Origin of the sequence: Mucilaginibacter sp. (genome assembly GCF_965277465.1) — a bacterium.
Classification (GTDB): Bacteria; Bacteroidota; Bacteroidia; order Sphingobacteriales; family Sphingobacteriaceae; genus Mucilaginibacter.
In genome coordinates, this window is sequence record NZ_CBDICW010000001.1 from 1,771,634 (window position 1) to 1,796,661 (window position 25,028).

The 25,028-nt window shown below is 41.0% G+C and carries 24 protein-coding genes; 14 read left to right on the plus strand and 10 right to left on the minus strand.

Annotation, left to right across the window (positions count from 1 at the left end; genetic code table 11):
* Positions 1 to 72: 72 nt before the first annotated feature.
* The 5 genes from lspA to ACQY4U_RS08020 form a co-directional block, all read right to left on the minus strand.
* Positions 73 to 594, minus strand: coding sequence for a signal peptidase II (gene lspA / locus ACQY4U_RS08000; protein WP_428328870.1), 522 nt, complete (start codon positions 592 to 594; stop codon positions 73 to 75).
* A 107-nt stretch (positions 595 to 701) separates the two neighbouring features.
* Positions 702 to 1,997, minus strand: a complete 1,296-nt coding sequence (gene eno / locus ACQY4U_RS08005) for a phosphopyruvate hydratase (protein WP_428328871.1) — start codon at positions 1,995 to 1,997, stop codon at positions 702 to 704.
* A gap of 226 nt (positions 1,998 to 2,223) precedes the next feature.
* A complete protein-coding gene (locus ACQY4U_RS08010; protein ID WP_428328872.1) occupies positions 2,224 to 3,318 on the minus strand; it encodes an ABC transporter permease in 1,095 nt (364 codons plus the stop codon).
* 66 nt (positions 3,319 to 3,384) lie between these two features.
* Positions 3,385 to 4,149 carry an ABC transporter ATP-binding protein gene (locus ACQY4U_RS08015; RefSeq protein ID WP_428328873.1) on the minus strand — a complete coding sequence of 255 codons (765 nt, stop codon included), beginning with the start codon at positions 4,147 to 4,149 and terminating at the stop codon, positions 3,385 to 3,387.
* Between the two features lie 93 nt (positions 4,150 to 4,242).
* Positions 4,243 to 4,458, minus strand: a complete 216-nt coding sequence (locus ACQY4U_RS08020) for a DUF2945 domain-containing protein (RefSeq protein ID WP_428328874.1) — start codon at positions 4,456 to 4,458, stop codon at positions 4,243 to 4,245.
* Positions 4,459 to 4,832: 374 nt separating this feature from the next.
* Between ACQY4U_RS08020 and ACQY4U_RS08025 the strand changes: the two genes are divergently transcribed.
* Positions 4,833 to 5,378 carry a hypothetical protein gene (locus ACQY4U_RS08025; protein WP_428328875.1) on the plus strand — a complete coding sequence of 182 codons (546 nt, stop codon included), beginning with the start codon at positions 4,833 to 4,835 and terminating at the stop codon, positions 5,376 to 5,378.
* 127 nt (positions 5,379 to 5,505) lie between these two features.
* Here the strand turns inward: ACQY4U_RS08025 and ACQY4U_RS08030 are convergent, their stop codons facing one another.
* Entirely contained in the window at positions 5,506 to 6,162 is a 657-nt protein-coding gene (locus tag ACQY4U_RS08030; protein WP_428328876.1) for a tetratricopeptide repeat protein, read from the minus strand.
* Between the two features lie 109 nt (positions 6,163 to 6,271).
* Positions 6,272 to 7,375: a glutamine-hydrolyzing carbamoyl-phosphate synthase small subunit gene (gene carA / locus ACQY4U_RS08035; protein WP_428328877.1), complete on the minus strand. Its 1,104-nt coding sequence runs from the start codon at positions 7,373 to 7,375 to the stop codon at positions 6,272 to 6,274.
* Positions 7,376 to 7,619: 244 nt separating this feature from the next.
* Here carA and panB point away from each other — a divergent pair, with 244 nt between their 5' ends.
* Positions 7,620 to 8,435, plus strand: a complete 816-nt coding sequence (panB, locus tag ACQY4U_RS08040; RefSeq protein ID WP_428328878.1) for a 3-methyl-2-oxobutanoate hydroxymethyltransferase — start codon at positions 7,620 to 7,622, stop codon at positions 8,433 to 8,435.
* Positions 8,436 to 8,482: 47 nt separating this feature from the next.
* Entirely contained in the window at positions 8,483 to 9,205 is a 723-nt protein-coding gene (locus tag ACQY4U_RS08045) for an RluA family pseudouridine synthase (RefSeq protein ID WP_428328879.1), read from the plus strand.
* A 45-nt stretch (positions 9,206 to 9,250) separates the two neighbouring features.
* On the opposite strand, the gene yiaK is transcribed toward ACQY4U_RS08045, so the two are convergent.
* Positions 9,251 to 10,240 carry a 3-dehydro-L-gulonate 2-dehydrogenase gene (gene yiaK, locus ACQY4U_RS08050; protein WP_428328880.1) on the minus strand — a complete coding sequence of 330 codons (990 nt, stop codon included), beginning with the start codon at positions 10,238 to 10,240 and terminating at the stop codon, positions 9,251 to 9,253.
* A gap of 172 nt (positions 10,241 to 10,412) precedes the next feature.
* Between yiaK and ACQY4U_RS08055 the strand changes: the two genes are divergently transcribed.
* Positions 10,413 to 10,910 carry a DUF5004 domain-containing protein gene (locus ACQY4U_RS08055; protein WP_428328881.1) on the plus strand — a complete coding sequence of 166 codons (498 nt, stop codon included), beginning with the start codon at positions 10,413 to 10,415 and terminating at the stop codon, positions 10,908 to 10,910.
* A gap of 178 nt (positions 10,911 to 11,088) precedes the next feature.
* The gene (purN, locus tag ACQY4U_RS08060) at positions 11,089 to 11,667 is read left to right on the plus strand and encodes a phosphoribosylglycinamide formyltransferase (protein WP_428328882.1); all 579 of its coding nucleotides are present in this window, start codon (positions 11,089 to 11,091) and stop codon (positions 11,665 to 11,667) included.
* Between the two features lie 15 nt (positions 11,668 to 11,682).
* On the opposite strand, the gene ACQY4U_RS08065 is transcribed toward purN, so the two are convergent.
* The gene (locus ACQY4U_RS08065) at positions 11,683 to 12,903 is read right to left on the minus strand and encodes a TlpA family protein disulfide reductase (RefSeq protein ID WP_428328883.1); all 1,221 of its coding nucleotides are present in this window, start codon (positions 12,901 to 12,903) and stop codon (positions 11,683 to 11,685) included.
* A 181-nt stretch (positions 12,904 to 13,084) separates the two neighbouring features.
* Between ACQY4U_RS08065 and purH the strand changes: the two genes are divergently transcribed.
* The 6 genes from purH (at position 13,085) to rodA (ending at position 20,487) form a co-directional block, all read left to right on the plus strand.
* A complete protein-coding gene (gene purH / locus ACQY4U_RS08070; protein ID WP_428328884.1) occupies positions 13,085 to 14,611 on the plus strand; it encodes a bifunctional phosphoribosylaminoimidazolecarboxamide formyltransferase/IMP cyclohydrolase in 1,527 nt (508 codons plus the stop codon).
* A gap of 160 nt (positions 14,612 to 14,771) precedes the next feature.
* Positions 14,772 to 15,794, plus strand: coding sequence for a rod shape-determining protein (locus tag ACQY4U_RS08075; RefSeq protein ID WP_073405201.1), 1,023 nt, complete (start codon positions 14,772 to 14,774; stop codon positions 15,792 to 15,794).
* Between the two features lie 87 nt (positions 15,795 to 15,881).
* A complete protein-coding gene (mreC, locus tag ACQY4U_RS08080) occupies positions 15,882 to 16,715 on the plus strand; it encodes a rod shape-determining protein MreC (RefSeq protein ID WP_428328885.1) in 834 nt (277 codons plus the stop codon).
* Entirely contained in the window at positions 16,708 to 17,226 is a 519-nt protein-coding gene (locus tag ACQY4U_RS08085) for a rod shape-determining protein MreD (RefSeq protein ID WP_428328886.1), read from the plus strand. The genes mreC and ACQY4U_RS08085 overlap by 8 nt, the downstream gene beginning before the upstream one ends.
* Entirely contained in the window at positions 17,223 to 19,232 is a 2,010-nt protein-coding gene (mrdA, locus tag ACQY4U_RS08090) for a penicillin-binding protein 2 (protein ID WP_428328887.1), read from the plus strand. Before ACQY4U_RS08085 ends, mrdA begins: the two co-directional genes overlap by 4 nt.
* The gene (rodA, locus tag ACQY4U_RS08095; RefSeq protein ID WP_428329737.1) at positions 19,225 to 20,487 is read left to right on the plus strand and encodes a rod shape-determining protein RodA; all 1,263 of its coding nucleotides are present in this window, start codon (positions 19,225 to 19,227) and stop codon (positions 20,485 to 20,487) included. Before mrdA ends, rodA begins: the two co-directional genes overlap by 8 nt.
* 39 nt (positions 20,488 to 20,526) lie before the next feature.
* Here rodA and ACQY4U_RS08100 read toward each other — a convergent pair whose 3' ends face one another.
* On the minus strand, positions 20,527 to 21,519 hold the full coding sequence (locus ACQY4U_RS08100) for a hypothetical protein (protein ID WP_428328888.1): 993 nt from the start codon (positions 21,517 to 21,519) through the stop codon (positions 20,527 to 20,529).
* A 193-nt stretch (positions 21,520 to 21,712) separates the two neighbouring features.
* On the opposite strand from ACQY4U_RS08100, the gene ACQY4U_RS08105 reads away from it, so the two are divergent.
* The 3 genes from ACQY4U_RS08105 (at position 21,713) to ACQY4U_RS08115 (ending at position 24,991) form a co-directional block, all read left to right on the plus strand.
* Positions 21,713 to 22,300, plus strand: a complete 588-nt coding sequence (locus tag ACQY4U_RS08105) for a thymidine kinase (protein ID WP_428328889.1) — start codon at positions 21,713 to 21,715, stop codon at positions 22,298 to 22,300.
* 174 nt (positions 22,301 to 22,474) lie between these two features.
* Positions 22,475 to 22,843: a response regulator transcription factor gene (locus ACQY4U_RS08110; RefSeq protein ID WP_428328890.1), complete on the plus strand. Its 369-nt coding sequence runs from the start codon at positions 22,475 to 22,477 to the stop codon at positions 22,841 to 22,843.
* Between the two features lie 222 nt (positions 22,844 to 23,065).
* Positions 23,066 to 24,991: an alpha-amylase family glycosyl hydrolase gene (locus ACQY4U_RS08115; RefSeq protein WP_428328891.1), complete on the plus strand. Its 1,926-nt coding sequence runs from the start codon at positions 23,066 to 23,068 to the stop codon at positions 24,989 to 24,991.
* Positions 24,992 to 25,028 lie beyond the last annotated feature (37 nt).

The following is a 25,028-nucleotide window of genomic DNA, read 5'->3' on the forward strand; positions in this document are numbered from 1 at the left end:
ATAAGCTGCAAAGATACGCTTTTTATTGGTAAGTAAGTTTTTGACTAAATTCTTTACAAAAAGCAGTGATAGCTATTGCTCAACAGCCCTGCCTGGTTCAGGCTCTGCCTTCTGTTTAAGCCATGCCTGTATCAAAAGCAGAAACATCCCTATCATTATTGATACGTCGGCGACGTTAAAAACCCCTGTTTGAAAGATCACGAAGTTGATGTGCATAAAATCGGTAACAGAACCGTGTACAATCCTGTCGTAAAGGTTACCGATGCCGCCGCCTACTATCAGTATCACGCTAAAAAGCGTAAGGCGGTTAAGATCTGTTTTGGCGAGGATATAATAAAGCCCGAAAAGAACGGCTATTAAAGGAAAAAGATTTAGCAGGATGATCCGCATGGGGCCTTTAAGTGAATCGCCCAGGCTTAAAAATGCACCAGCGTTTTCAACCTTGCTTAAGGTGATATGGTTGTGCAGAAAGCCAATCTGATCATAATAATCCATTTTACGGCGAACGATGGATTTTGAAACCTGGTCGCAGCCAATATTAATGCTGAGCACCAGCAATATCAGGATCACTCTAAAAAAGCCTTTTGCTTTCATGCTGCTAATATAAAACAGATTTTTATGATCGGGCAGATTTTAATTCTGAAAACATAAAAGCCGGCTTGTGGCCGGCTTTTATAAAATTCGCGAGTTTCACAAATCGCTTACTTTTTGAAGTACTTAAAGTTTTTACCGATGAATTTTGCGTTGTCGCCTAATTCTTCTTCAATACGTAATAACTGGTTGTATTTAGCTATCCTGTCTGAACGTGAAGCCGAACCTGTTTTGATCTGTCCGCAGTTTAATGCAACCGCCAGATCAGCAATGGTTGAATCTTCAGTTTCGCCCGAACGGTGGCTCATTACCGAAGTATAACCGTTGGTTTGTGCTAAAGTTACCGCGTTAATAGTTTCGGTTAAAGTACCTATTTGGTTAACTTTTACCAGGATAGAGTTAGCAGTATCTTCGTTGATGCCTCTTTGTAAACGGGTTACGTTGGTTACAAACAAATCATCACCTACTAACTGAACTTTATGGCCAATTCTTTCGGTTAATATTTTCCAGCCTTCCCAATCATCCTCAGCCATACCGTCTTCGATAGAAATAACCGGGTATTTTTCTGCTAATTGAGCAAGGTATTCAGCTTGTTCAGCACTGCTGCGGATAGCACCTTTTTCGCCTTCAAATTTTGTATAGTCGTATTTACCGTCTTTGTAAAATTCAGATGCAGCACAGTCAAACGCAAGGCAAATCTGCTCGCCGGCTACGTAACCTGCTTTTGCAATAGCCTTTAAAATGGTTTCAACGCCATCTTCAGTGCTATCAAAGGTTGGTGCAAAACCACCCTCGTCACCAACAGCGGTTGAAAGGCCTCTGTCATGTAATATCTTTTTTAAGTTATGGAATACTTCAGTTCCCCATCTTAATGCTTCTGAAAAAGAAGAAGCACCAACCGGCATGATCATAAACTCCTGGAATGCAATAGGTGCATCAGAGTGCGAACCACCGTTAACAATGTTCATCATTGGGATAGGCAGGGTATTGGCATTAACACCACCAATGTAGCGGTATAAAGGCTGGCGGCTTTCCTGTGCAGCAGCTTTAGCAACCGCTAAAGAAACACCAAGGATAGCGTTAGCACCTAATTTACCTTTGTTTTCGGTGCCATCAAGCTCAATCATTAATTTATCAATGGCATTTTGCTCAAAAACATCAATGCCTTGTAATTCCTTGGCAATAATATCGTTCACATTTGCAACGGCTTTAAGTACGCCTTTGCCCATATATACAGATTTATCGTCGTCGCGAAGTTCAACAGCTTCGTGCACACCGGTTGACGCTCCTGATGGTACAGCAGCACGGCCAAGGGCGCCATTTTCAGTTAAAACATCTACTTCAATAGTAGGATTACCGCGCGAATCAAGGATCTGGCGGGCATGGATATCAATTATTAAGCTCATTTGATATAGGAATTTATAATTTAAAAAAGCCACTTAGTGTTAAATGTACACTACTGTGGTACAGTTTTCAAATATACAATTTCCAACAAATTATGTATGAAATTACTTGAAGATTAACATAAAATTCATATTGAACCCCTGATTTAACCTGTTTGGGTGATTTTTAGGCTAAATTATTGCAGGATTCATAATACTGCACATGCCCTTAAACCTCAAATTAAAAATACTATTCCCATTTAAAGGTTTTTACGGCAACTGCATATATCACAATAAACCAAATGCCTAATATCAGCAACTGGTGGGTTACTTCGGTTAGCCCGGCACCTTCAAAGGCTACCTTACGCATGGCATCGTTTAAATAAGTTAAAGGTAATATTTTACTGATAGATTGTAACCAGCTTGGAAAAGCCGTTGTAGCAAAAAAAGTACCCGACAGTAAAAACTGCGGCATGGTAATAATATTTGAAAGCGGTGGTACCGTACTTTCGTTTTTAGCAATGCCCGATATGGTAAACCCAAAGCCCATAAATATAATAAGCCCTATGGATGCCAGTACCAGCATGTTTAACACGGTAACTATACCATGTATCAGCGTAAAGCCAAATGCATAATGCCCAATGGTAATAATAAACAAAGCGCCTAATAACGAAAATACCAGGCGTGCCAAAGCCTCACCTAAAACAATGCTATAGCGTTTTACCGGGGTGGCAAAAAAACGTTTGATAACTAAGGTTAAGCGCAGGCTGATAAACACAAATGCGGTACCAAATACACCACTGCTCAGTAACGAGAAGCCCAGCATGCCGGGTAATATAAAGTCGATGTATTTATACTCGCGGCCCTGTACTGTTGTTTCTTTTACTTCGGCAACGGGTTGTGGTATGGTGCTACCCCGGCTGTTCAGCTGGTAAAAAACGTTGTTTATTAACGACCGAAGTATGCCATCTTTTTGTGCCGATGCTTTGGTGTACTGTATATTAAGGGTATAGGGCGGCTGTCCGTTAGCATTTTTTTGTACGTTTATAATTGCATCAATACTGCCTTTAGCCAGGTTTTTACTCATCTGCTCGGGCGATTGATCATTAATAAAATTGATCACACCCGTTTTGCCTAATACTTTATAAACAGGGTTCAGCGTATCGCAGGTTTTTGCAACACCAACATCAACCTTAACACCGCTGCCGCCTATGTTGGCAAAAACAACAATAAATATTAAAGGGAAGGCAAGGCTAAAAACCACTGCCGAGGGGCTGCGGATAATTGAACGGAAACTGGCTTTGGCAATTGCCAGGGTTGCTTTTGTATTGCTATATTTTTTCATTTTTGGGGATAGTCATTTGGTCATTGTTCACTAAGTTATAAGTTGTTTTGGGAGGATTTAATAGGCTTATCCTTCGCGCCATTCCTTGCCGGTCATGCTTATAAACACATCCTCCAGGTTGGCCAGCTTAACTTCTTTTTTACGCTCAAAGCCCGATGCTATCAGCTCATCAATAAAATGGTTGGGGGTATCAATACCTATAATATGGCCACCATCAACAAAGGCTACGCGGTCGCAAAGCTCTTCGGCCTCGTCCATGTAGTGGGTAGTGATCACAACGGTTGTCCCGCTGTCGCGAATCTCGCGGATCAGATCCCAAAGGTTACGGCGCGCCTGCGGATCGAGCCCGGTAGTAGGTTCATCCAAAAAAATGATCTTAGGGTTATTGATCAGCGTGGTGGCTATTGAAAAACGCTGTTTTTGACCGCCGGATAAATCTTTATATTTTGCTTTGGCTTTATCAGTCAATGCTACTTTCTCCAGCATTTCCTTCGCCGATTTTTCTATCCCGTACAAACCGCAAAACAAAGTGATCAGTTCAGAAAGATTCAAGTTGGGGTAATATCCTGCCGACTGCAGTTGAACGCCGATGCGCTGCTTGATGTTATCGGCATCGGTTTCTACATTAAAACCATCCACAATAACTTCTCCTGATGTTTTTTCGCGAAGGGTTTCAATAATTTCGAGGGTAGTGGTTTTGCCGGCGCCGTTAGGGCCCAACAGACCAAATATCTCGCCATCATAAACTTCAAAACTGATACCCTTCACTGCGGCAAAATCGCCGTAGTTTTTCGTCAGGTTCTTTACTGTAATAATTGGTTGTTTTGCCATGTTGTAAAAATGCAACGGATTAATCAAATATCAATGCTTTTTTAGGCGAATGGCAAAAATATTAAGGTAAGTGGTACATAAGTAATTTAAAGGCTACTGTTTGCCGCCTTTCTTTAGCTCACTTTCTGATTTTAATACCTTATTGCCATTTGCTTGCTCAATATCAAACGCCGGATTGCTTTTACTTGCATTGCGTTTAACATGTGCACCTTTTATAGTTTTGGAAACGGGTTCATCATGCGCTTTAACAATTTTGCCTTCAGCTTCTGATTTTCCCCATTTCCAATGTACGGTATCTCCCTTTTTCATGTTGTTATGTATTGGTTAAAAAACAATAACAACTTTAGCGGTGGATTGATTTAGATACCTTTTAATTAGTATTATTTAATTAAATGACCGATTGAATGCATGATCACCTGGATATGCTCGGCGGCTTTTATGGCCAGGTGGATAATTTGAATTGCGAGTAGAGTTTTCATTGTATTTTGTGATTGTATGCTCAAATTTGCGTACAGCCGCACTTTTTAGCTAATAGTATTAGGCGAAGAAAGCCAAATGTTCGGTGAATGGCGTAAAAATACCTCCGAAATAAGTCGTTTTTTATTGACCGACATTTAACTGATAGCTATATTTATAGAACAATATTATTTCAACCATTCCTTAAAACTAAACTTAACCCGATCATGAAAAATTTGCTTATTTGTTTAGCCTGCGTGTGGGTACTGGCATCGTGCAAGATGTCTGTCAAACAATCGCCCGATGATTCATTAAGTACCGATGCCTATAAGGTACCCGACGATAGTGCTATAACCAAAGCCGTACATGATGCTTATGCGGCCATCAGTTTTAAAACAGGTGAGCAGCCCCGGTACAGCGAGATTAAAAATTATTTTACCCCAAAGGCACAGCTCATCAATTTCCGGACGGATAGTGCACAGGTAGTAAGCATAACCGAATTTGTTGATCCTTTATATAAAGGCTTTATTGAAAGTAACCATGTTAAATCTTTTTACGAAGAAGAGATATTTGGTAAAACAGAACAGTTTGGCCGCATAGCCGAACGGATTAGCACCTATAAAACTTACCTTAATACGCGTGATACCGCTGTTGAACGCGGTGTTAACAGCTTTCAGCTTATTAAAACCAAATCGGGCTGGAAGGTATCAAGCATTATTTGGGACGTTGAAAAGCCAGGTTTAAAAATACCGGGCTATTATTTGAAGAAGTGATTAACCATGTGTGCTTGTGACAAAGAATGTAATCTCCAGCTATACAGAGCCGCCAAGCAAGGTTGGTCTGCAGAGTTCGCGATTGCTTCTTTGTACCTCATCGCAATGACGATATGAGAATAAGGAGTTAATTATTTGTCAATAGTTTTTTAACCTCAGGGTTAATTGCGGTGGGGTCTAACGTTTCCGTGATCTTTAAATATTTGCGTGCGCTATCCTTTTGCATAAAATAGCTATAAGAAGCCGTTAGCTGTCCGTATAGCTGGGCATTTTTTGGATCAAGATGTATTGCCTTTTTAATGGCATCTATTGCTGCGTTTAAATATTTTTTATCCTGTGTTTGTACAAATAAATTGCCGTAGCTGGTTGATACATCCTGCCAAACCTTTGCATTATCTGGGTTCAATTTCAATGATCTTTGAAAAAATGGGATTGATTCTTTAAATTTTCTTTGTGTTCCTAACAAGTTACCAAATCCCCAATAAATTTCAGAATTTAAACTATCCAGTAACCAGGCCTGGTTAAAGCGCATCATTGACGTGTCCAGTTTTTGAGCATAAAAATATTGCCATCCACGAGCAACCATGTGGGCTGCCGCTTCTTTTCTGCTCGTAGATTTGTCGCAAGCGTCCAAAAAACGTTTATCATCTTCAAGTTGTTCCTTGCATTTTTTAATACCACCATACATCGGCAGTTTATTAATGCCATCAACACAATCCTGCGAGTAAACGCAGCCTGTAGCTAAAAAAAATATAACTATAAAAGATGATAAAATTATTCTCATTGTGACCATTGGTTTAGGCAATAAATATAGACGTTTATTCAATATAAAATTGATAAAACAAAAAGGCAAGCTTTAAGCTTGCCTTTAAATATTATGGTACTTGTTAATCTTAATTCTTCATCAGGTCGATAAAATCATCAAACAAGTACCTGCTATCGTGCGGGCCCGGAGATGATTCAGGGTGATATTGTACCGAGAAGGCCTTTTTGCCTTTTACTCGAATACCTTCAATTGATTGATCGTTTAGGTTAACGTGGGTAATCTCCACTTTATCTGATGCCTTTACCGCTTCAGGCACTACACCAAAACCGTGGTTTTGTGAGGTAACCTCGCAATGGTTAATAATTATATTTTTAACCGGGTGATTTAAGCCTCGGTGGCCGTTAAACATTTTTATGGTAGGGATGTCATTAGCCAAAGCTAATAACTGGTGACCAAGACAGATACCGAACATCGGTTTATCAGATGCTAACACCTTTTTTACAGTTTCAATAGCATAAGGCATGGCAGAAGGATCGCCGGGGCCGTTTGAGATAAAGTAACCGGTAGGGGCAAAGTCTTTCTCCATTTCTTCGAAAGATGTTTTTGCCGGGAATACCTTAGCATAAACATCCCTGTCGTCAAAATTACGCAGGATGTTTTTCTTCACACCCAAATCAAGCACAGCAACACGGTAAGCCGCATTCTCATCGCCGAAGGTATAGGTTTCGGTAGTTGATACTTTTGATGACAGCTCAAGGCCATCCATTGAAGGTACTTCGGCAAGCCTTATTTTCAGTTCTTCAATATCAAGGATCTCTGAAGAAATGATGGCATTCATAGCGCCTTTATCGCGGATATGCCTAACTAACTGGCGGGTATCAATGTCAGAGATGCCAACAATGTTCTCATCCTGAAAGTAATCCTGGATTGATTCGTCGGCTTGTTTGCGGCTGTAGGCAATATTGTAATTTTTACAAACCAAACCTGCAATCTGGATCTGGTTTGATTCAGTTTCCTTATTGCTTATACCATAATTACCGATGTGTGCATTGGTGGTAACCATTATCTGTCCGAAGTAGGAAGGGTCAGTAAAAATTTCCTGATAGCCGGTCATTCCTGTATTAAAACAGATCTCTCCGGTGGTGGTACCCATCTTTCCGGCAGATTTACCATAAAAAACGGTTCCGTCAGCCAGTAATAAAACCGCAGGTAATTTGGTGAAGTATGTCATTGATCAAAAAAATTGAATGGTTAAAAAGCCGGTTTGCCTGGTGCGGCGCTCCGTGAAAACAGCCCGAAAAACTGAAGTAAGTAACTTCCTGATTCACGCCGCAAAGGTAAAATTAAATAGCGTATTTTACGAATTAAAAAAGCATCAATTTTACAAAAAAGATCAAATTATAGTAAACACGTTTCAATCAATTCGTGTAATTCGAAATAATTGGTGAAATTCGTGCCATTCAAAATTATAGCCCATGTCTGTACATAAAGAGGTTAAAAGAGTTACCACGCATATATTGCAGGAAATGAAGAACCGTGGCGAAAAAATTGCCATGCTTACTGCCTATGATTATTCAATGGCTGCCATTGTTGATGAGGCCGGTGTAGATATAATATTAGTTGGCGATTCGGCATCGAACGTTATGGCCGGGCATGAAACCACGCTGCCCATTACTTTAGATCAGATGATCTACCATGCATCATCAGTAGTGCGTGCCGTAAAACGCGGTTTGGTAGTGGTCGACCTGCCTTTTGGCTCGTACCAGGGTAACTCAAAAGAAGCATTAAACTCGGCTATCCGCATTATGAAAGAATCGGGTGCGCATAGTATTAAAATAGAAGGCGGCGTTGAAATTGCCGAATCGGTGAGCCGTATATTAACTGCAGGCATCCCGGTTATGGGGCATTTGGGTTTAACCCCACAGTCTATTTATAAATTTGGAACCTATACCGTAAGGGCCAAGCACGAAACCGAAGCTCAAAAACTAAGGGAAGATGCGTTGAAATTGCAGGAATTAGGTTGCTTTGCCGTAGTGCTGGAAAAAATTCCGGCTGCATTGGCAAAGGAAGTAAGCGAAAGTCTGAGTATCCCGGTGATAGGTATTGGTGCTGGCAGCCATTGCGACGGACAGGTTTTGGTGATACACGATATGCTGGGTATAAACAAAGGATTTAAACCACGCTTTTTACGCCAGTATGCCAACCTGAACGAAATAATGCACGGCGCAATAAAAAGCTATGTAAGCGACATCAGGGCAAAAAGCTTCCCGAACGAGAAAGAGGAATATTAAGCTTTATACTTCCTGAAAATTAAAATAATACCGTACTAAATACAGCAATGGCAAAAACCGAGATAAAATACATCAACCATGAGGTTACCGACAGCGATATTCTTTATGAGGATAACCACCTGATTGCGGTAAACAAGCGTGCGGGTGATATTGTGCAGGTTGATGATACCGGTGATGAATCGCTGGATGAAAAGGTGAAAAAATACATTGCCAAAAAATACAATAAGCCAAACGGCGCTTTTTTAGGAGTGGTGCACCGGTTAGACAGGCCCGTTAGCGGTGTGATCCTGTTTGCTAAAACAAGCAAGGCTTTGGAGCGTATAAACAATATGTTTAAAAGCCGCGAAATGCATAAAACCTATTATGCCGTTGTGCGTATCCGCCCGCAGCCCGAAGCCGGTACTTTGATACACTGGCTGGTAAAAAATCCGCAGAAAAACGTTACCAAAGCACATGATAAAGAAGTAGTGGGCAGCCAGCGTGCCGAACTAAATTACAAACTGGTAGGAGAGCTTAACGGCTATTACCTGATAGAGGTTGATCCGATTACTGGCCGCCCGCACCAGATAAGGGTGCAGCTGTCAACGCTGGGCAGCCCCATTGTTGGCGATAATAAATATGGGTACCCGCGGGGTAGTTTGCGTAAGAGCATCAGCCTGCACGCCCGTAAGCTGCAATTTATTCATCCCATAAAAAAAGAGCCGGTTTTAATTATGGCTCCTGTACCCAAAGATGGTTTTTGGGAAAAGTTTGAGGGAATGATGGAATAATGTTTACCCGGTAGGGCTTTGTCTTTTCATACTATATAATAGGTGTTACAGTTCTGATACTGTTTTCCAAATCCGCTCATCCACTAATACGCCTTTTCTTAAACTTTTTTCCCTTGTTCTTAAAGTGTTTTCGCCAGGGTAGGAGATGGAGCCGCCCTCGTGTTCAGGCCTGCTGGTTTTGGTGAAGCTGATGATATCTTCAATTGCCTGCTGTGTAAAGCTATTGTTTTGAGGCTTGATACAAATAAATACCTGCGATACGCCCGATTCCTTTCCACTCTGTGTGATCTTCGCAGTTGAGTTACCCTGGCTCAGGATGGTAGACAACAGATCGAGCACTAAGGATAAGCCCGACCCTTTCCAAAACCCAACAGGCAATAACCTTTGCGATTGCAATATATCGGCAGCATTGGTACTTAATTCGCCTTCATTATTGTAGCCGCCGGGTAAGGGGAGTTCTTCATTATTTGATTTGTACTGATTTAGCTTCCCTACCGAATATTGGGAAATAGCCATATCCAGCACTATGTGCCCGCCCGCCCGTGGTACAGCAATAACCAAGGGGTTATTACCCAGGCGCGGATCAATACCACCCCAGGGTGGCAGGTTGGCAATGGTATTGGTAAAACAAATACCTATCAGCCCGGCTTCTGCAGCCTGCCAGCCATAAGTGCCTGCCCGCATCCAGTGGTTGGTGTTTTTAACAGCAACGCAGCCTATACCATGTTCATTGGCCAGCGCTATGGCCCTGTCCATGCAAAAGCCTGCATTTAATATGCCCGGCCCTAAGTTACCGTTCCATTGTTCTATAGCGCCAAATTCGCCTTCTTTTGTTGGCTCGGCATCCGGCTTAATGAGGCCATCCTTTACCATTGATACAAAGGTAGGAAAGCGGTTTAATCCATGTGTATATACGCCATCCCTGCTGTTTTGGGCAAAAATGGTTGCACAATGTGCCGCCTTTTCATTACTGAAGTTGAGGCTCAGTAAAACGCTTTCAAATGCAGACCTCAGGTTTTCAAATGGTATACGCATGTGGTAAAATTAAAACATTAAAGTTTGTAAAGTGAAGGTTTGGGTACAAAGCTGCATTTTGTGTGTAAGCGCAAATAAGCTGTATAGTAAAATATTTACCGTTAAAAACAGTTATAATTACTCCCCGGCAAATATGTAGCCGGGAATTTTTATTTTTGCGGATATATACCTGATGAAAAAGAAATATTTTTTGCTGCTCCTTTTAATAATAACAGCAGGGTTGATCATTAACTCCTGCAAAAAAGATACGAGCAATCCTATCCAAACGCTATTTACAGGTGGCAAATGGCAGCTGGCTTCTGTAATGGTTTTTCATTTTGTAGGTAACACCAAAATAAGCACCGATACCTTAAATGATAGCTGTAAGTATGATCAGTTTTTTACTTTTCAGAAAGATAATACCTGTACTTATGTAAATTTTGATTGCTTACCCCAGCCTACTGCAAGCGGTACATGGTCATTAACCGATAATAAACTTTTTCTACAATCAAACATGGTTTGTAAGGATACAACAGCTGTTGGCAGTTCGCAGCCATTTTCATATTCGTCAATAATAAACCTTGGCCAGTTTTCAATGGTGCTGCAAACGGGTGATATTCAGCCCAATTACTCCTTAACCAAAAAACGAACGGTTATACAATACGGATTTATTCGCCAAAAAAGCCAATAGGTAAAGTCTTTTATCAAGCGGAAGGATTTTAAATTAACATATTGGTTAATTAGTAAAAACCGCTCTATTTGTATCAAAATCAATAATTATTGCTGTTAAAACATTATATTTGGGTCGTTGTAGTGGCTGTATCCCCATTAAGGATAGCATTATTGCCATTAAAAAGTATCCTGTTTTAATGAAAAAACGAATAGCCATTTTTGCTTCAGGTTCCGGGTCAAATGCTCAAAAAATAATGGAGCACTTTAAACGCAATGCTGATGCAGAAGTTGTATTGGTGCTTACCAATAATCCGCAGGCATACGTATTACAGCGGTCTGATAATTTTGAGATCCCCTCGCACATTTTTACCCGTCATGAATTTTATGAAACTGATGATGTGATCAGGTTGTTAAAAAACTTACAGGTAGATCTTATTGTACTTGCCGGATTTTTATGGCTGGTGCCCGAATCATTATTAAAAGCATTCCCTAATAAAATAATAAACCTGCATCCCGCATTATTACCTAAACATGGCGGTAAAGGTATGTATGGCGATCATGTGCATAAGGCTGTGCTTGCAGCCGGCGACGAAGAATCAGGTATAACCATTCACTTTGTGAGCGAAAAGTTTGACGAGGGCGAGATCATTCACCAATCTAAATTTAAAATAGAGGGCGATGATAACCTTGAAGTAGTGAAATTTAAAGGCCAGCAGTTAGAGCACCAGCACTTTCCAAAAGTGATTGAGGGATTGCTGAAGAAGATGAAAAGTTGATAGAAAAGTTGTCTTCTAATTAAAGGTAATATTTAACAGGTTAACTTCTCCGATAACTTCTTTTAATTCCAATCCATGAAACTTAAGTGTTTGCTGTAGTGTCTTCATATTGCTAATATCTAAAGAAATATCATATCTGTTATCATCCACACTATTACTTGTGATAATTAGTTTAGCACTACTCTCTAATAACGGAGCGATAGCTTTTAGGCTAAAGCCAACAATTTCAAATTTCGGGAAGTAATCATCAGAAAAACTACTATGTTCTTTTTGCATTGATACAAATGTTTTCAATTTGGCAGTATCCTTTACCATCAACTCGTAATGTTTTTTGGTAACCTTGATAACTGTTGCATCAAATTTAAAAGCGTCTGCTAATAACGAAACGATAAGATTTTTTCTTGGCTTACCCGGCAATAGTGTATTAGCATATCTTTTAAATAGGGTAGTATCAAACTTGCTGTCGAAATTTAAATTTATCAACTTATTCAGTTTAGTTGTGTCGTTTGATATTATCCGTACTTTTTTTGAATAACCGGTAACTTCTTCTAAGGTATATCCTAATGTTGCATTTTTAATCGAGTAGCTGATAAAATCATTGTCGTGTGAAGAAGCCCCGCCACCTTGTTCTCCCTTTGAAGTAGTATCAGCTAATGTTACATTAAAGGAAAATAATGGTTTTGTTACAAATGCCTTTTTTAAAGGAGGGGTCGCTTGCTTTGTTTCAGTCATTAAAGGGTTTGCTGATGGAGCATTGTTAATAATTTTCGATAATACATCATCCGTTAACAACTCACCTGATCCAATCCACCTGATTATATTATTTTTATCAATAACTATGCTGTAGGGTATAAACTCGATATTAAAAGCCTGCATAGTACTTTTTGTGGTATCAATTAGTTTCAGGGCATTAACTTGCTTTTTAGTCCTGTCGAAAAAATGCTGAACCATTTTTATAGGTTCATCGCTCATAATTGCAAAAACAACATCTTTACCTTGATAGGTATCTGCAAGTTTATTAAAATGTGGAAAGTTAGCAATGCAGGGAGCGCACCACGTAGCCCAAAAATCAAGTACTAAAATTTTCCCCTTGTAAAAATCTTTAGGGATTTGTTTGCCTATGTTTTGCTGAAAAATTACTGGTTTAGCTTGTTGATTAATCAGTGGATTAGTAGGTTGAGCTTTTGTGAAACTTATTATTGCAATAAGGCAAAGCGTAAAAAAAGATGTTTTCATATATGTAGTGAAGGATAGGATTTAATCAAATGTATTAAACACTATCTGTTTTACAAAAACATATATACCGCTTATTTTAACTATTTATTGTGTTAAAATCCGCAGTAAAAAAAAACTAACGCCCAACCTGCAATCTCTAATCACAATTCCCTACCTTTGCGGCTCAAAAAACTCCCTGTAAATGAGCCAGTCTGTTCAAATAAAAAATGCTTTAATATCTGTTTATTATAAAGACAATTTAGAGCCTATAATTCATGAGTTAAACCGCTTAGGCGTTAAAATATATTCAACCGGTGGAACGGAAACTTTCATCCGCGATTTAGGTGTTGATGTGATTGCTGTTGAAGATCTTACCTCGTATCCGTCAATATTGGGCGGCCGTGTTAAAACACTGCACCCAAAGGTATTTGGCGGTATATTGGCCCGTAGAAATTTCTCAGGCGATGAGCAGCAACTTGCCCAGTACGAGATCCCTGAAATTGACCTGGTTATTGTGGATCTGTACCCGTTTGAAGAAACTGTAAAATCAAATGCTGAAGAGGATGAGATCATTGAAAAGATCGATATCGGCGGTATCTCCCTGATCCGCGCAGCAGCAAAAAACTTTCAGGATGTGGTTATCGTGGCTTCAAAAGCCGACTACCCGGTTCTTGAAGATCTGTTGAAAACACAAAACGGTGAAACTACAATTGATCAGCGCCGTTCATTTGCTCACAAGGCATTTAACATCTCATCAAATTACGATACGGCCATTTTTAAATATTTTAACCAGGAGCAACCGTTGCCTGTGTTTAAAGAAAGCATTCAAACCAGCCAGGTATTGCGTTATGGCGAAAACCCGCATCAAAAAGGCACTTTTTATGGCGATTTAGATGCTATGTTCACCAAGCTGCATGGTAAAGAATTATCATACAATAACTTAGTAGATGTTGACGCTGCCGTAGCTTTGATTGATGAGTTTACCGAGCCTACCGTTGCTATTTTAAAACATACCAATGCCTGCGGTATTGCATCGCGCTCATCCATACTTACTGCCTGGGAAGATGCTTTGGCCTGCGATCCGGTTTCGGCTTTTGGCGGTGTTATTATTGCCAATGACGAGATTGATGCTGATACTGCTACCGAGATCAGTAAGTTATTTTACGAAGTATTGATAGCCCCGGCTTATACTGATGCGGCTATTGAAATACTAAAAAGCAAAAAGAACCGTATTATATTAATCCGTCAGGTTGTTGAATTACCCACTAAACTATTTAAAACATTGTTGAACGGCGTAATTGAGCAAGACAAGGATGCAGTTATTGAAGGGCCGGCGCAAATGACAACCGTTACAAAAAGACAGGCAACGGAGCAGGAATTAAAAGACCTGTACTTTGCCAATAAAGTAGTTAAGCATACCAAATCAAATACCATAGTATTTGCTAAAAATAACCAGTTAATGGCAAGCGGCGTTGGGCAAACCTCAAGGGTTGATTCATTAAGGCAAGCGGTTATTAAGGCAGAAAGTTTTGGCTTTGATTTGAAAGGGGCTGTTATGGCTTCGGATGCTTTTTTCCCTTTTCCTGATTGTGTTGAGTTGGCTGCCGAGGCTGGAATATTAGCTGTTTTACAACCGGGAGGCTCAATAAATGACAAGCTTTCTGTTGAGATGTGTGACCAGAAAAATATTTCGATGGTTACCACCGGCGTGCGTCATTTTAAACATTAATATTTATACAAATCAGCCTTACAAAATACAAACCGGGCTAATTGTATAATATTGATAACTAACTTAAAAGGTATATATTAATTCGTTTTAATTAGCTTACATTCGTAAAATTAGTGTCCTTAATCCTTAATTTTGCAGCTTATTTTTGAAATAAAACCAAATGGGTCTATTTAATTTTTTTACACAAGAGATTGCTATCGATTTAGGTACCGCAAATACCCTCATTATACATAATGACAAAGTTGTAGTTGATGAACCATCAATTGTAGCTTTTGACAGAACAACCAATAAAGTTATCGCCATCGGCCGTCAGGCTATGCAGATGGAGGGTAAAACTCACGATAATATTCGTACAGTTCGTCCGCTTAAGGATGGTGTAATAGCCGACTTTAACGCTGCTGAGCACATGATACGCGGCATGATCAAAATGATCAACCAGGGTAAAGGGTGGTTCTTCCCGTCACTGCGTATGGTTATCTGTATTCCCTCAGGTATTACCGAGGTTGAAAAACGTGCCGTACGTGACTCTGCCGAGATTGCCGGAGCAAAAGAGGTTTACCTTATCCATGAGCCAATGGCTGCTGCTGTAGGTATCGGTATTGATGTGGAAGAGCCTATGGGCAACATGATCATTGATATTGGCGGTGGTACTACCGAGATTGCGGTTATCGCTTTATCAGGTATCGTTTGTGATCAGTCTATCCGTGTTGCGGGTGATAATTTTGACTCTGATATTGTACAATATATCCGCCGTCAGCATAACATTATGATTGGCGACCGTACTGCCGAGAAGATAAAGATTGAAGTAGGTGCCGCTTTGCCAGAACTGGCCGATCCGCCAACGGATTTTGCCGTACAAGGCCGCGACCTGATGACAGGTGTGCCGAAACAGATAATGGTTTCTTATTCAGAAATTGCTCATTGTTTGGATAAATCAATATCAAAAATTGAGGAAGCTATCCTCAAAGCATTAGAGATCACGCCTCCCGAGCTTTCGGCTGATATTTATCAGACAGGTATTTACTTAACAGGTGGTGGTGCATTACTGCGTGGCTTGGATAAACGTATTGCCGCAAAAACTAAATTGCCGGTTCACGTTGCCGAGGATCCTTTGCGCGCTGTTGTACGCGGTACAGGCACAGCCCTTAAAAACATAGGTAATTTTAAATTTTTAATGCAATAATTTATTTGTGAACTACGGTTTAGTTAATTTACGATTCACGTAAAATGGCTAAACCGTAATTTATAAATATAAAACCGTAACTGTACTATGCGTAACCTCTTGATATTTATCACTAAGTATAACGCATTCTTTTTGTTCCTGATTTTTGAGGTTGCAGCCCTGCTTATCTACGTTAAATACAACTCTTTTCAAAAAGCTACTTTCATTACCTCTTCAAACGAGGTTACAGGGAGCCTGTATGCCCGTATGAGCGAGTTTAACAGCTACTTGTCGCTTAGAGATGTAAACGATAGCCTTGCCCGCGAAAACGGCCGTTTGCGCAATCAGCTTAAATCTTCTTTTTATGTTGACAGTGTAAGCAAACGCAAGGTAACAGATACCATTTACAAGCAGCAATACGAGTACATTGTATGCCGGGTTATCAATAATTCAGTAAACCGCAGCAATAACTATTTAACCATTAATAAAGGCGCCAAACAGGGCATTGTAAAAGGTTTTGGGGTTATCTGTAATTTGGGCTTAGTTGGTAAAGTTGTTTTTGTATCGGATCATTTTTCGGTGATACAATCGCTGCTGCACAAGGATTCGCAGTTTAGCGCTATGCTGGCTACTAATAAGGAAATAGGCTCGATAGAGTGGGGAGATGAACTCGATCCGCATAAAGGGGTGTTAAAGGATGTTTCAAATAATGCCCAACCAAAAATAGGCGATTTAGTGGTAACATCCGGCTACTCGCTTTTCCCCGAGGGGATACCGATTGGCAAAATAAGTAACCTGCATACCAAGGCAGGGGGCGCATCGCTCAACATGGAAGTAACGCTATCCGTTGATTTTAGCAAACTGCAATATGTTGATGTGGTAGATAACAGATTCGGAAAAGAACAAGAGGGATTGGAGGCTCAGCAAAAAAAGAATGAGTAAAAGTATAATAGTAAACCTTATAAGGTTTATAGTATTGGTTTTTATACAGGTTTTTTTGTTGAAGAATATCAATGTGTATGATCTTTCAACCCCGTACCTGTATATCCTGTTCCTGCTGCTGCTGCCATTTGAGGTACCCAACCTGTTGCTTTTTGTACTTGCCTTTATATTAGGGATCACAATAGATGCTTTTTATGATACGCCCGGCCTGCATGCAGCATCGTGCGTATTGCTGGCTTTTGTGCGTATTGTATTCATAAACATTACCGTGCAAAAGGATGGTTTTGATAACGAACCCGAGCCTACGTTGAGCATTATGGGTTTCCGCTGGTTTTTTACCTATGCGGTAGTGCTTACGCTTGTTCATCACTTTTTCCTGTTAAACCTGGAAGCCTTTAGCTTGTCGCAATTAGAATTTACAATAGGGCGCATTTTATTGAGTTCACTTTTTACCGTGATTTTAATGTTAATTTCGGGTCTATTATTTTTCAGAAGGAAAGAGCGTAAATGAACAGTTTTTTTGAACGGCGCTACGTTATAGCAGGTATTTTCATCACTATAGTTTTCATACTGTTAGCCCGGTTGTTCTACATCCAGATAATTGACGATAAATACGCTATTTATGCCAATAAGAACGTACTGCGTCAAATTGTACAGTACCCCGCCCGCGGCCCTATATTGGATCGTAACGGGAAGATACTGGTACAAAACGAGCCCTTTTATGATATTACCGTAAACCCGCGCGAGGTTAAGCCCTTTGATACCATTGAACTTTGCAAGCTGTTAGGTATTGATAAACCAGGCTTTGATAAACGCTGGGCAAAGGCCATGAAGGTATCGCCTAACAGGCCATCAATTTTCGAAAAACAGATCTCGGTAACAACCTTTGCTTCCCTACAGGAGCGGCTTTCGGAGTTTCCGGGTTTTGCGCCGGTTACACGCTACCTGCGTTCGTACCCCGATTCGGTAGCTGCACAGTTTTTAGGTTATATTGGCGAGGTAACGGATAAAGATATTAAACGATCAAACGGGTATTATCACCAGGGCGATTATATCGGGGTAACCGGGGTCGAAAGATCGTACGAGCAGGTATTACGCGGGCAACGTGGTGTTAAAAACCTGATGTACGATTCGCGTAACCGCCCGCAGGGGCATTATGCAAACGGTATGTTTGATACTGCCGCAGTAGCAGGCGAGCGCTTAACCTCATCATTAGATATAAATATCCAGAAGCTTGGCGAAAAGCTGATGCACAATAAGGTAGGGAGTATTGTAGCTATTGAGCCATCAACGGGCGAGATATTAGCCTATGTAAGCAGCCCCACTTATGACCCCAACCTTATGGTTGGCCGCGAGCGTGGTAACAATGCGGCAGCATTGTATAAAGACCCATACACCCCATTTTTTATAAGGCCGATACAGGCGCAATATCCACCGGGGTCGTCATTCAAGCCGCTTAGTGCGCTTATTGCCCTGCAGGAAGGTATCATCAGCCCGCAAACTACTTACTATTGCCCGGGATATTATCGTGCAGGTAACCGTGTAGTAACCTGTAATAACAGGGAAGCACACGGTTTGGTAAACCTGAGCAGTGCGGTTGCAAAATCATGCAATGGCTATTTCTCAATGGTTTTTCAAAAGATCATTGACCGCGACGGTGCAAAACAAACCGAAGCTACTTTTACCAACTGGCGCACCAACGTAAATAAATTTGGCCTGGGCTCAAAGCTTGGGCTTGATATGCCCGGCGAATCGCGCGGTAACTTACCTACGCCTTTGCATTATGATAATGTTTACAAACATGGCGGCTGGCGCTCAAGCACCATACTTTCATTAGCAATTGGGCAGGGTGAGCTGGAAACAACCCCTTTGCAAATGGCCAATATTGAATGTACCATAGCTAACCACGGTTACTTTTATAAGCCTCACCTCATTAAGGCTATCGGAACCGAGAACATTATTAAAAAGGAATATACCGAAAAAAATTATGTGGGTATCGACTCCCTATACTTTGAACCGGTAATAAACGGAATGCAGGCAGTGGTTGAAAACGGTACCGCTATCCGCTCGAAAATTCCGGGTATAATTATGTGTGGTAAAACCGGAACGGCCCAAAATAATCATGGCGAAGCGCATTCGGTATTTGTTGCCTTCGCCCCGCGCGATCATCCTAAAATTGCCATTGCCGTAGTGGTTGAAAACTCAGGCGAGGGTGCTCACTGGGCAGCACCAATAGCCAGTTTTATAGTTGAGCAATATTTAAAAGGCAGCATCAGTGCCCGCGAATCTGGGATTACTGTTGATTATTTTGCCAACGCTAACCGCTTGCCCGATACCGCTACTTTTTTACATCACTATAAGAAAAAGTTACTCCCTGCCGATAGTATTAAAAAAGCAAAGCAGGATTCGGTGAACAAACAGCTTAAAGGATCAAAAAGTGCATCGCATGGGAATAAAAAGGATGCGGCAACAAAGTATTTAGCCGTAATGCCAAAAAAGAAAGAAGATGATAAATAACCAGCGCAGTTTCTTTTTTAATGTTGATTGGGTAACCGTATTTATTTACCTGGCTCTTTGTACCATTGGCTGGTTCAATATCCATGCAGCTGTTTTTGATGCAAGGCACCCAAGCATCATTGATTTTGAAACCAATTATGGTAAACAGTTCCTGTTCATAATTATATCAATTGTATTGGGCGTGGTTATCCTGTTGCTCGAGAGCCGTTTTATAACGGCGCTGTCACCGGGTTTTTACGGGGTAACCGTGTTGTTGCTGCTGTTAGTATTGGTTATTGGCCGAAACGTTGGCGGTAACCGCGCATGGATCTCTATGGGCGGCGGTTTCAGGCTGCAGCCGGCAGAGTTTGCAAAACTCACCGCCTGTTTGTTGCTGGCGCGATACCTTAGCGGCCCTAACGTAAAAGTATCTGAACCAAAATCATTAGCCATAGCGGCAGCAATTATTGGCGTACCCATGTTCCTGATCATGCTGCAGCCCGATATGGGGTCAACACTGGTATTCCTTTCGCTGGTATTTGTTTTGTACCGCGAGGGGCTTTCGCCTTATTTTTTGGTAATAGGTTTTCTGTTTATAGCGCTGTTTGTAACGGCAATTCTGTATAACCCTTTGTTTGTTATTCTGGTAATAGTGGCTATAGGCACGCTCATTATTTTTATGTTTAAAAGAAGCAAGAAGGTACTGGTCACCATATTAACGGGCCTGGCTATTTGTATTGTGTTTGTTTTAAGCGTAAAGTTTATTTACAATAACGTTTTGCAGCCGCATCAAAAGGTGCGTATTGATATTGTATTAGGTATAAAGAGCGATCTGAAGGGAAAAGGATATAACGTAAACCAATCAAAAATCGCCATCGGATCGGGCAAAATGTGGGGTAAGGGTTACCTGCATGGTACCCAAACCAAATACGCATTTGTACCTGAGCAAAGTACCGACTTTATTTTTTGCACCGTAGGCGAGGAGTGGGGCTTTGCCGGATCGTTAGTGGTAATAGGTTTATACCTGTTCCTGGTGCTGCGGCTGATAATGATAGCCGAGCGGCAGCGATCGCCATTCTCGCGGGTTTATGGCTATGGGGCCGCCTCCATTATATTTTTCCACGTGATGATCAATGTGGGGATGACAATAGGGCTGGTACCGGTAATAGGTATCCCTTTGCCGTTCATCAGTTACGGAGGCTCGTCATTACTCAGCTTCACAATCCTGCTGTTTATCCTGCTAAAGCTCGATTCAAACCGGATGGGGATCGTTTAGCCGGCGGGTTAATAGATCTCTTTTTAAAGACTTTTTTCCTTACGCATAACGTCTTCTCAGCAAAGCATAAAACTTTTCGGTAGTTGCTGGCTTGCCTTCCCAGTTGTTTTTGGTAACGTAATTGGTTTTCAAAAAGCGCGAAGCTTCTTCAAAAGTATTAAAGCGGTTTAATATTTCTATAGCCTCACTGTAAGCAAGGTTATAGCCATTAAAAAGGTCTTTTACGTACAGCAGCTTATCGTTAAGGGTAATAGCTAATTTTATATCGCTTATAGGTTTTATGTTGGCTAAGTCCGTTTTGGATGCCGCCATTTGCGATGACATGCGCTGGTTACGGGTAAGTACTTCTTCTTCTGCTTTTTCCTCTTTCGGGGCTTGTGCTACGGGTTCTTCTTCCGCTTCTTCTATTTGGGCAATAGGTTCGGCCTCAATAGTTTCAATTTCAGTTACAGGCTCTTCAATTATAAAAGGTATTTCATCCTGGATAATTTCAGGCTCCTTTTGTAATTCAATTTCCGGCGAAGGCTCATCATCATCCCAGTTCTCGCTTTCGTCCAAAACAAGTTCGTGCCTTATAGTTTCAGGTTCTTCTTCTCTAATAAACGAATAGCTGTCTGCCGGGCTTTCAGCGCTCAGGTTAATTTCCGGTACAGGTTGTTCTTCCGGTTGTGGTGTAATGATTTTTTTTGCTTCAGGTTCAGGCTCAGCAACCGGCTTAGGGGTTGGCTTGGTGAATTTTAAATTTTTTAATCCGTTACCGGGTTTCATTTGCTGCACTACCGGTTCAAAAAACTTCTGCTGCTCATAGGTTGATTCCGTCCTGTCAGCTGGCAGTTGGCGTTTTAACCTGGTGTTTTGTAAGTTAAGCTTGCAAAGTATCTCAATATGGTCTGTTAAAAAATGAGCGTTTGAAACAAAAAGTTCAAGCTCCAGATCGTTCAGATCGTCTGTAACAGTTTGCAGGTATTCATATTGGTCACTCAGCTCTTGTATAATACCACCTATCTTTTTAAATACTTCCTTTTGCTTCATGTTTCAATATTGGAAAATGCTATCAAAAATAAGATTAAATTCTGATATTTGAGGCCCTTTGGGCGCTTATTAGCGCTTAGTAGTACGGCATTAGTGTTAAGTTGGTTGCATGTTTTATCAATAAAACAGCAATCATTTACAAAAAATCAACAAAAATATAATTCAGAAAAAGCAGCAGTTCAGACAAGTAAATATGGTATTTAGCGAGGAGATTTTCAGGCGGAGAAGTGAGCTGGGCGGTAGCATTGAAGTAGTATGCGGTTCTATGTTCTCGGGCAAAACCGAGGAGCTGATCCGCAGGCTTAACCGTGCTAAAATTGCAAGGTTAAAAGTAGAGATATTTAGCCCTAAAGCCGATACCCGTTTCTCTGAAACCGAACTGGTATCGCACAACTCAACCTCCATACCATCAACCCCGGTTGAGAATGCATCGTCGATATTACTGCTGGGCAGCGATGTGCACGTGATAGGTATTGATGAGGCCCAGTTTTTTGACGATGAGCTGCCCGATGTTTGTAATATATTAGCTAACAAGGGGATCCGCGTAATCGTAGCGGGTCTTGATATGGATTTTAAGGGCCGCCCCTTTGGCCCCATGCCAACCATAATGGCTATGGCCGAATCTGTTACCAAACTGCACGCTGTTTGTGTGAGGTGCGGAAACCCTGCCATGTACAGTTACCGCCTGGTGCCTGATGAAAGTGAGGTATTATTGGGCGAAAAGGAAAGCTATGAGCCACGCTGCCGTATCTGCTATAATTTGATGGATGAGCTTGCTTAAACCATCCTTGCAGAGCGCTGAAATTATATTCCTTATTCTGCTTTAAACACTAATGGTAATGAGTTTTCTTATGTCTTTGGGCGGTAAATTTTTAAAAATCCTGCAAAAATAAGCTTCAGGCTAAAACAAAAGGCATACCATTAGTTGTTATAGGAATAAAGCAGCTTAAAGGTTATGGCCAAAAAAATATTGGTTATTGAGGACGATAAGGACATCAGGGATACGATTGTTTACATTTTAGAGGAAGAAGAGTATGAGGTTATATCCTCGGGCGATTCAAAGATCCTTAAGCATGTACTGGATCATAACCCCGACCTGATACTAATGGACAATTGGCTTACCGAATGGAAAAGCGATGCCAATGGCCAGCAATTAAGCAAGCAGCTAAAAACTACGCCCCAAACAAGCCACATCCCGGTAATTATTATATCGGCAGTGAGTAACATTAAAGATATTGCCGAGGAAGGCCTTGCCGACTCCTATCTGCAAAAACCATTTGATATGAACGAACTGGTTGAGCTGGTTAAAAAGCATATCAGGTAAGCTTTCATTATTGATCAAACTATTTAATGTGCAGCTCTTAGCTACAATACTTAATTAGATTTTCTTGTTTTTTGTAAATACTGCTAATTGTTAGCAGCAAACCTGCTTTTTCTCCAAAATTTATAAACTTTTGCGTGTACTGTGCTTTTATTTTATGCTAACGTATTGGAAATAAAAAAAATCAGATTACTTTTATACACCAATTTATAAAGAGAAAAAGATATGAAATGCAGGAATTTGTACTTATTGCTTGTCGGCATACTGCTGATAGGAGTTACTTCATGTAAAAAAAGTCCTTCTGTCGACAAAGGTTCCGGGAACGTTACCGGAACTACCAACCCGACAGGAAAAGATGTTCCCTCCGGGGCAGGCGATGGGGTAACGTTTATCAACAACGGTACATCGGCTATATTTAATTTATATGCGCCTAACAAAAAATCGGTTGTGCTAACAGGTGATTTTAATGGCTGGTCTACCGATACCAAGTATTCCATGACCAACTCAACCGATGGCACCCGCTGGTGGATCCAGATCGATAACCTTGATCCAAATACTGAGTATGCCTATCAGTATTATATTGACGGCTCCATAAAGGTAGCCGATCCTTACAGCCACAAAATACTTGATCCGGATAATGATAAATATATACCTACTTCGGTGTATCCAAATTTAAAGGCTTATCCCACAGGTAAAACAACAGGTATTGTAGGTGTTACTGAGGCTACACCAGCCGCTTATACCTGGAAAACATCGTCATTTACCCGCCCCGATCCTAAAAACCTGGTAGTATATGAGCTTTTAGTGCGCGATTTTGTAGCTACCCACAGCTATAAAACACTAACCGATACCTTAAACTATATTGCTAACCTTGGCGTAAATGCTATTGAGCTATTGCCTGTAAATGAGTTTGAGGGTAATGATTCATGGGGGTATAACTCCAACTATATGTTTGCCCTTGACAAATACTATGGTACACCTAATGATTACAAAGCCTTTATTGATGCCTGCCACGCCAAGGGTATTGCTGTGATACAGGATATAGTGTTAGAGGATCAGTTTGGATCATCGCCAATGGTACAGATGTATTATGATGCTGTAAATAAAGCCCCGGCAGCAAACAGCCCCTGGTTTGACCAGACCGTTATGCACCCCGACGGTGTAGGTTTTCAGCTTAACCACGAGAGTGCGGCAACCAAGTACTTTACCAAAAATGTGATTAAGTACTGGATGCAGGAGTATAAGATTGATGGTTTGCGCTTTGATGAGGCCAAAGGATTTACCCAAACCAATTCGGGCACTACTGACGAGGCTGCATGGGCCGCTTACGATGCCAGCAGGGTTGCAATATGGAGCGATTATAATACCTATATGACAAGCCTTGACCCTAAGTTTTATCAGATATTGGAATACTTTGCGGTTAACTCCGAAGAAGCAGTATTAGCCAGCCGCGGCATGATGCTATGGACAAACCTGAGCACACCGGGCGAGCAGGCTACAATGGGTTATGCCACAAACCCGTCATGGGATATTTCGGGCTTGTTTTATGATGGCTATGGCTTTACCAACCCTTATGCGCTGATTGCTTATTTTGAGAGCCATGACCAGGAAAGGCTGCAGTTTAAAAACACAGCTTACGGCAATGCAGCAGGCAGCTATAACGTTAAAGACCTGCCAACAGGCTTAAAACGCGACGAAATGGGCGCTATATTTATGTTCTCATCTCCAGGCCCTAAAATGGTATGGCAGTTTGGTGAGCGTGGTTATGATATTACTATTGATTATAATGGCCGTACCGGTGATAAAGATCCGCATTGGGAGTATATGAGCGATGCAAACCGCCATCACCTGTACCAAACATATTCGAGAATGATTAAATGGAAGATCAATAACCCGGTTTTTGCTTCAACCAACTTTAAATATAGTCTTGACGGATCAGTTAAAACCATCCAGATGCTGGATAATACCAATAATATTGAGGTGATAGGTAACTTTGATGTGGTTTCAAAAACGCAGAACATCGTGTTCCCTTCAACAGGTACCTGGTATGATAACATTACCGGAACTACCCTGAGCGTACCATCCACAACAGTAAGCATGACACTTGCCCCCGGCGAGTATCATTTATACAGCAGCACTGCATTAAAATAGGCTGCGCATGCAATATTATATTAAGCCGGATGTTTAA

Bases quoted from the DNA above. Each gene is read 5' to 3' on its own strand.
- purH (WP_428328884.1), top strand. From the start codon at position 13,085: ATGAGCCAGTCTGTTCAAATAAAAAATGCTTTAATATCTGTTTATTAT.
- ACQY4U_RS08025 (WP_428328875.1), top strand. From the start codon at position 4,833: ATGAAAAATTTGCTTATTTGTTTAGCCTGCGTGTGGGTACTGGCATCG.
- ACQY4U_RS08085 (WP_428328886.1), top strand. From the start codon at position 16,708: ATGAGTAAAAGTATAATAGTAAACCTTATAAGGTTTATAGTATTGGTT.
- ACQY4U_RS08075 (WP_073405201.1), top strand. From the start codon at position 14,772: ATGGGTCTATTTAATTTTTTTACACAAGAGATTGCTATCGATTTAGGT.
- ACQY4U_RS08030 (WP_428328876.1), bottom strand. From the start codon at position 6,162: ATGAGAATAATTTTATCATCTTTTATAGTTATATTTTTTTTAGCTACA.
- mreC (WP_428328885.1), top strand. From the start codon at position 15,882: ATGCGTAACCTCTTGATATTTATCACTAAGTATAACGCATTCTTTTTG.
- purN (WP_428328882.1), top strand. From the start codon at position 11,089: ATGAAAAAACGAATAGCCATTTTTGCTTCAGGTTCCGGGTCAAATGCT.
- lspA (WP_428328870.1), bottom strand. From the start codon at position 594: ATGAAAGCAAAAGGCTTTTTTAGAGTGATCCTGATATTGCTGGTGCTC.
- ACQY4U_RS08015 (WP_428328873.1), bottom strand. From the start codon at position 4,149: ATGGCAAAACAACCAATTATTACAGTAAAGAACCTGACGAAAAACTAC.
- eno (WP_428328871.1), bottom strand. From the start codon at position 1,997: ATGAGCTTAATAATTGATATCCATGCCCGCCAGATCCTTGATTCGCGC.
- ACQY4U_RS08115 (WP_428328891.1), top strand. From the start codon at position 23,066: ATGAAATGCAGGAATTTGTACTTATTGCTTGTCGGCATACTGCTGATA.
- ACQY4U_RS08045 (WP_428328879.1), top strand. From the start codon at position 8,483: ATGGCAAAAACCGAGATAAAATACATCAACCATGAGGTTACCGACAGC.
- ACQY4U_RS08105 (WP_428328889.1), top strand. From the start codon at position 21,713: ATGGTATTTAGCGAGGAGATTTTCAGGCGGAGAAGTGAGCTGGGCGGT.
- ACQY4U_RS08065 (WP_428328883.1), bottom strand. From the start codon at position 12,903: ATGAAAACATCTTTTTTTACGCTTTGCCTTATTGCAATAATAAGTTTC.
- ACQY4U_RS08020 (WP_428328874.1), bottom strand. From the start codon at position 4,458: ATGAAAAAGGGAGATACCGTACATTGGAAATGGGGAAAATCAGAAGCT.
- ACQY4U_RS08100 (WP_428328888.1), bottom strand. From the start codon at position 21,519: ATGAAGCAAAAGGAAGTATTTAAAAAGATAGGTGGTATTATACAAGAG.
- ACQY4U_RS08110 (WP_428328890.1), top strand. From the start codon at position 22,475: ATGGCCAAAAAAATATTGGTTATTGAGGACGATAAGGACATCAGGGAT.
- yiaK (WP_428328880.1), bottom strand. From the start codon at position 10,240: ATGCGTATACCATTTGAAAACCTGAGGTCTGCATTTGAAAGCGTTTTA.
- ACQY4U_RS08010 (WP_428328872.1), bottom strand. From the start codon at position 3,318: ATGAAAAAATATAGCAATACAAAAGCAACCCTGGCAATTGCCAAAGCC.
- mrdA (WP_428328887.1), top strand. From the start codon at position 17,223: ATGAACAGTTTTTTTGAACGGCGCTACGTTATAGCAGGTATTTTCATC.
- ACQY4U_RS08055 (WP_428328881.1), top strand. From the start codon at position 10,413: ATGAAAAAGAAATATTTTTTGCTGCTCCTTTTAATAATAACAGCAGGG.
- panB (WP_428328878.1), top strand. From the start codon at position 7,620: ATGTCTGTACATAAAGAGGTTAAAAGAGTTACCACGCATATATTGCAG.
- carA (WP_428328877.1), bottom strand. From the start codon at position 7,375: ATGACATACTTCACCAAATTACCTGCGGTTTTATTACTGGCTGACGGA.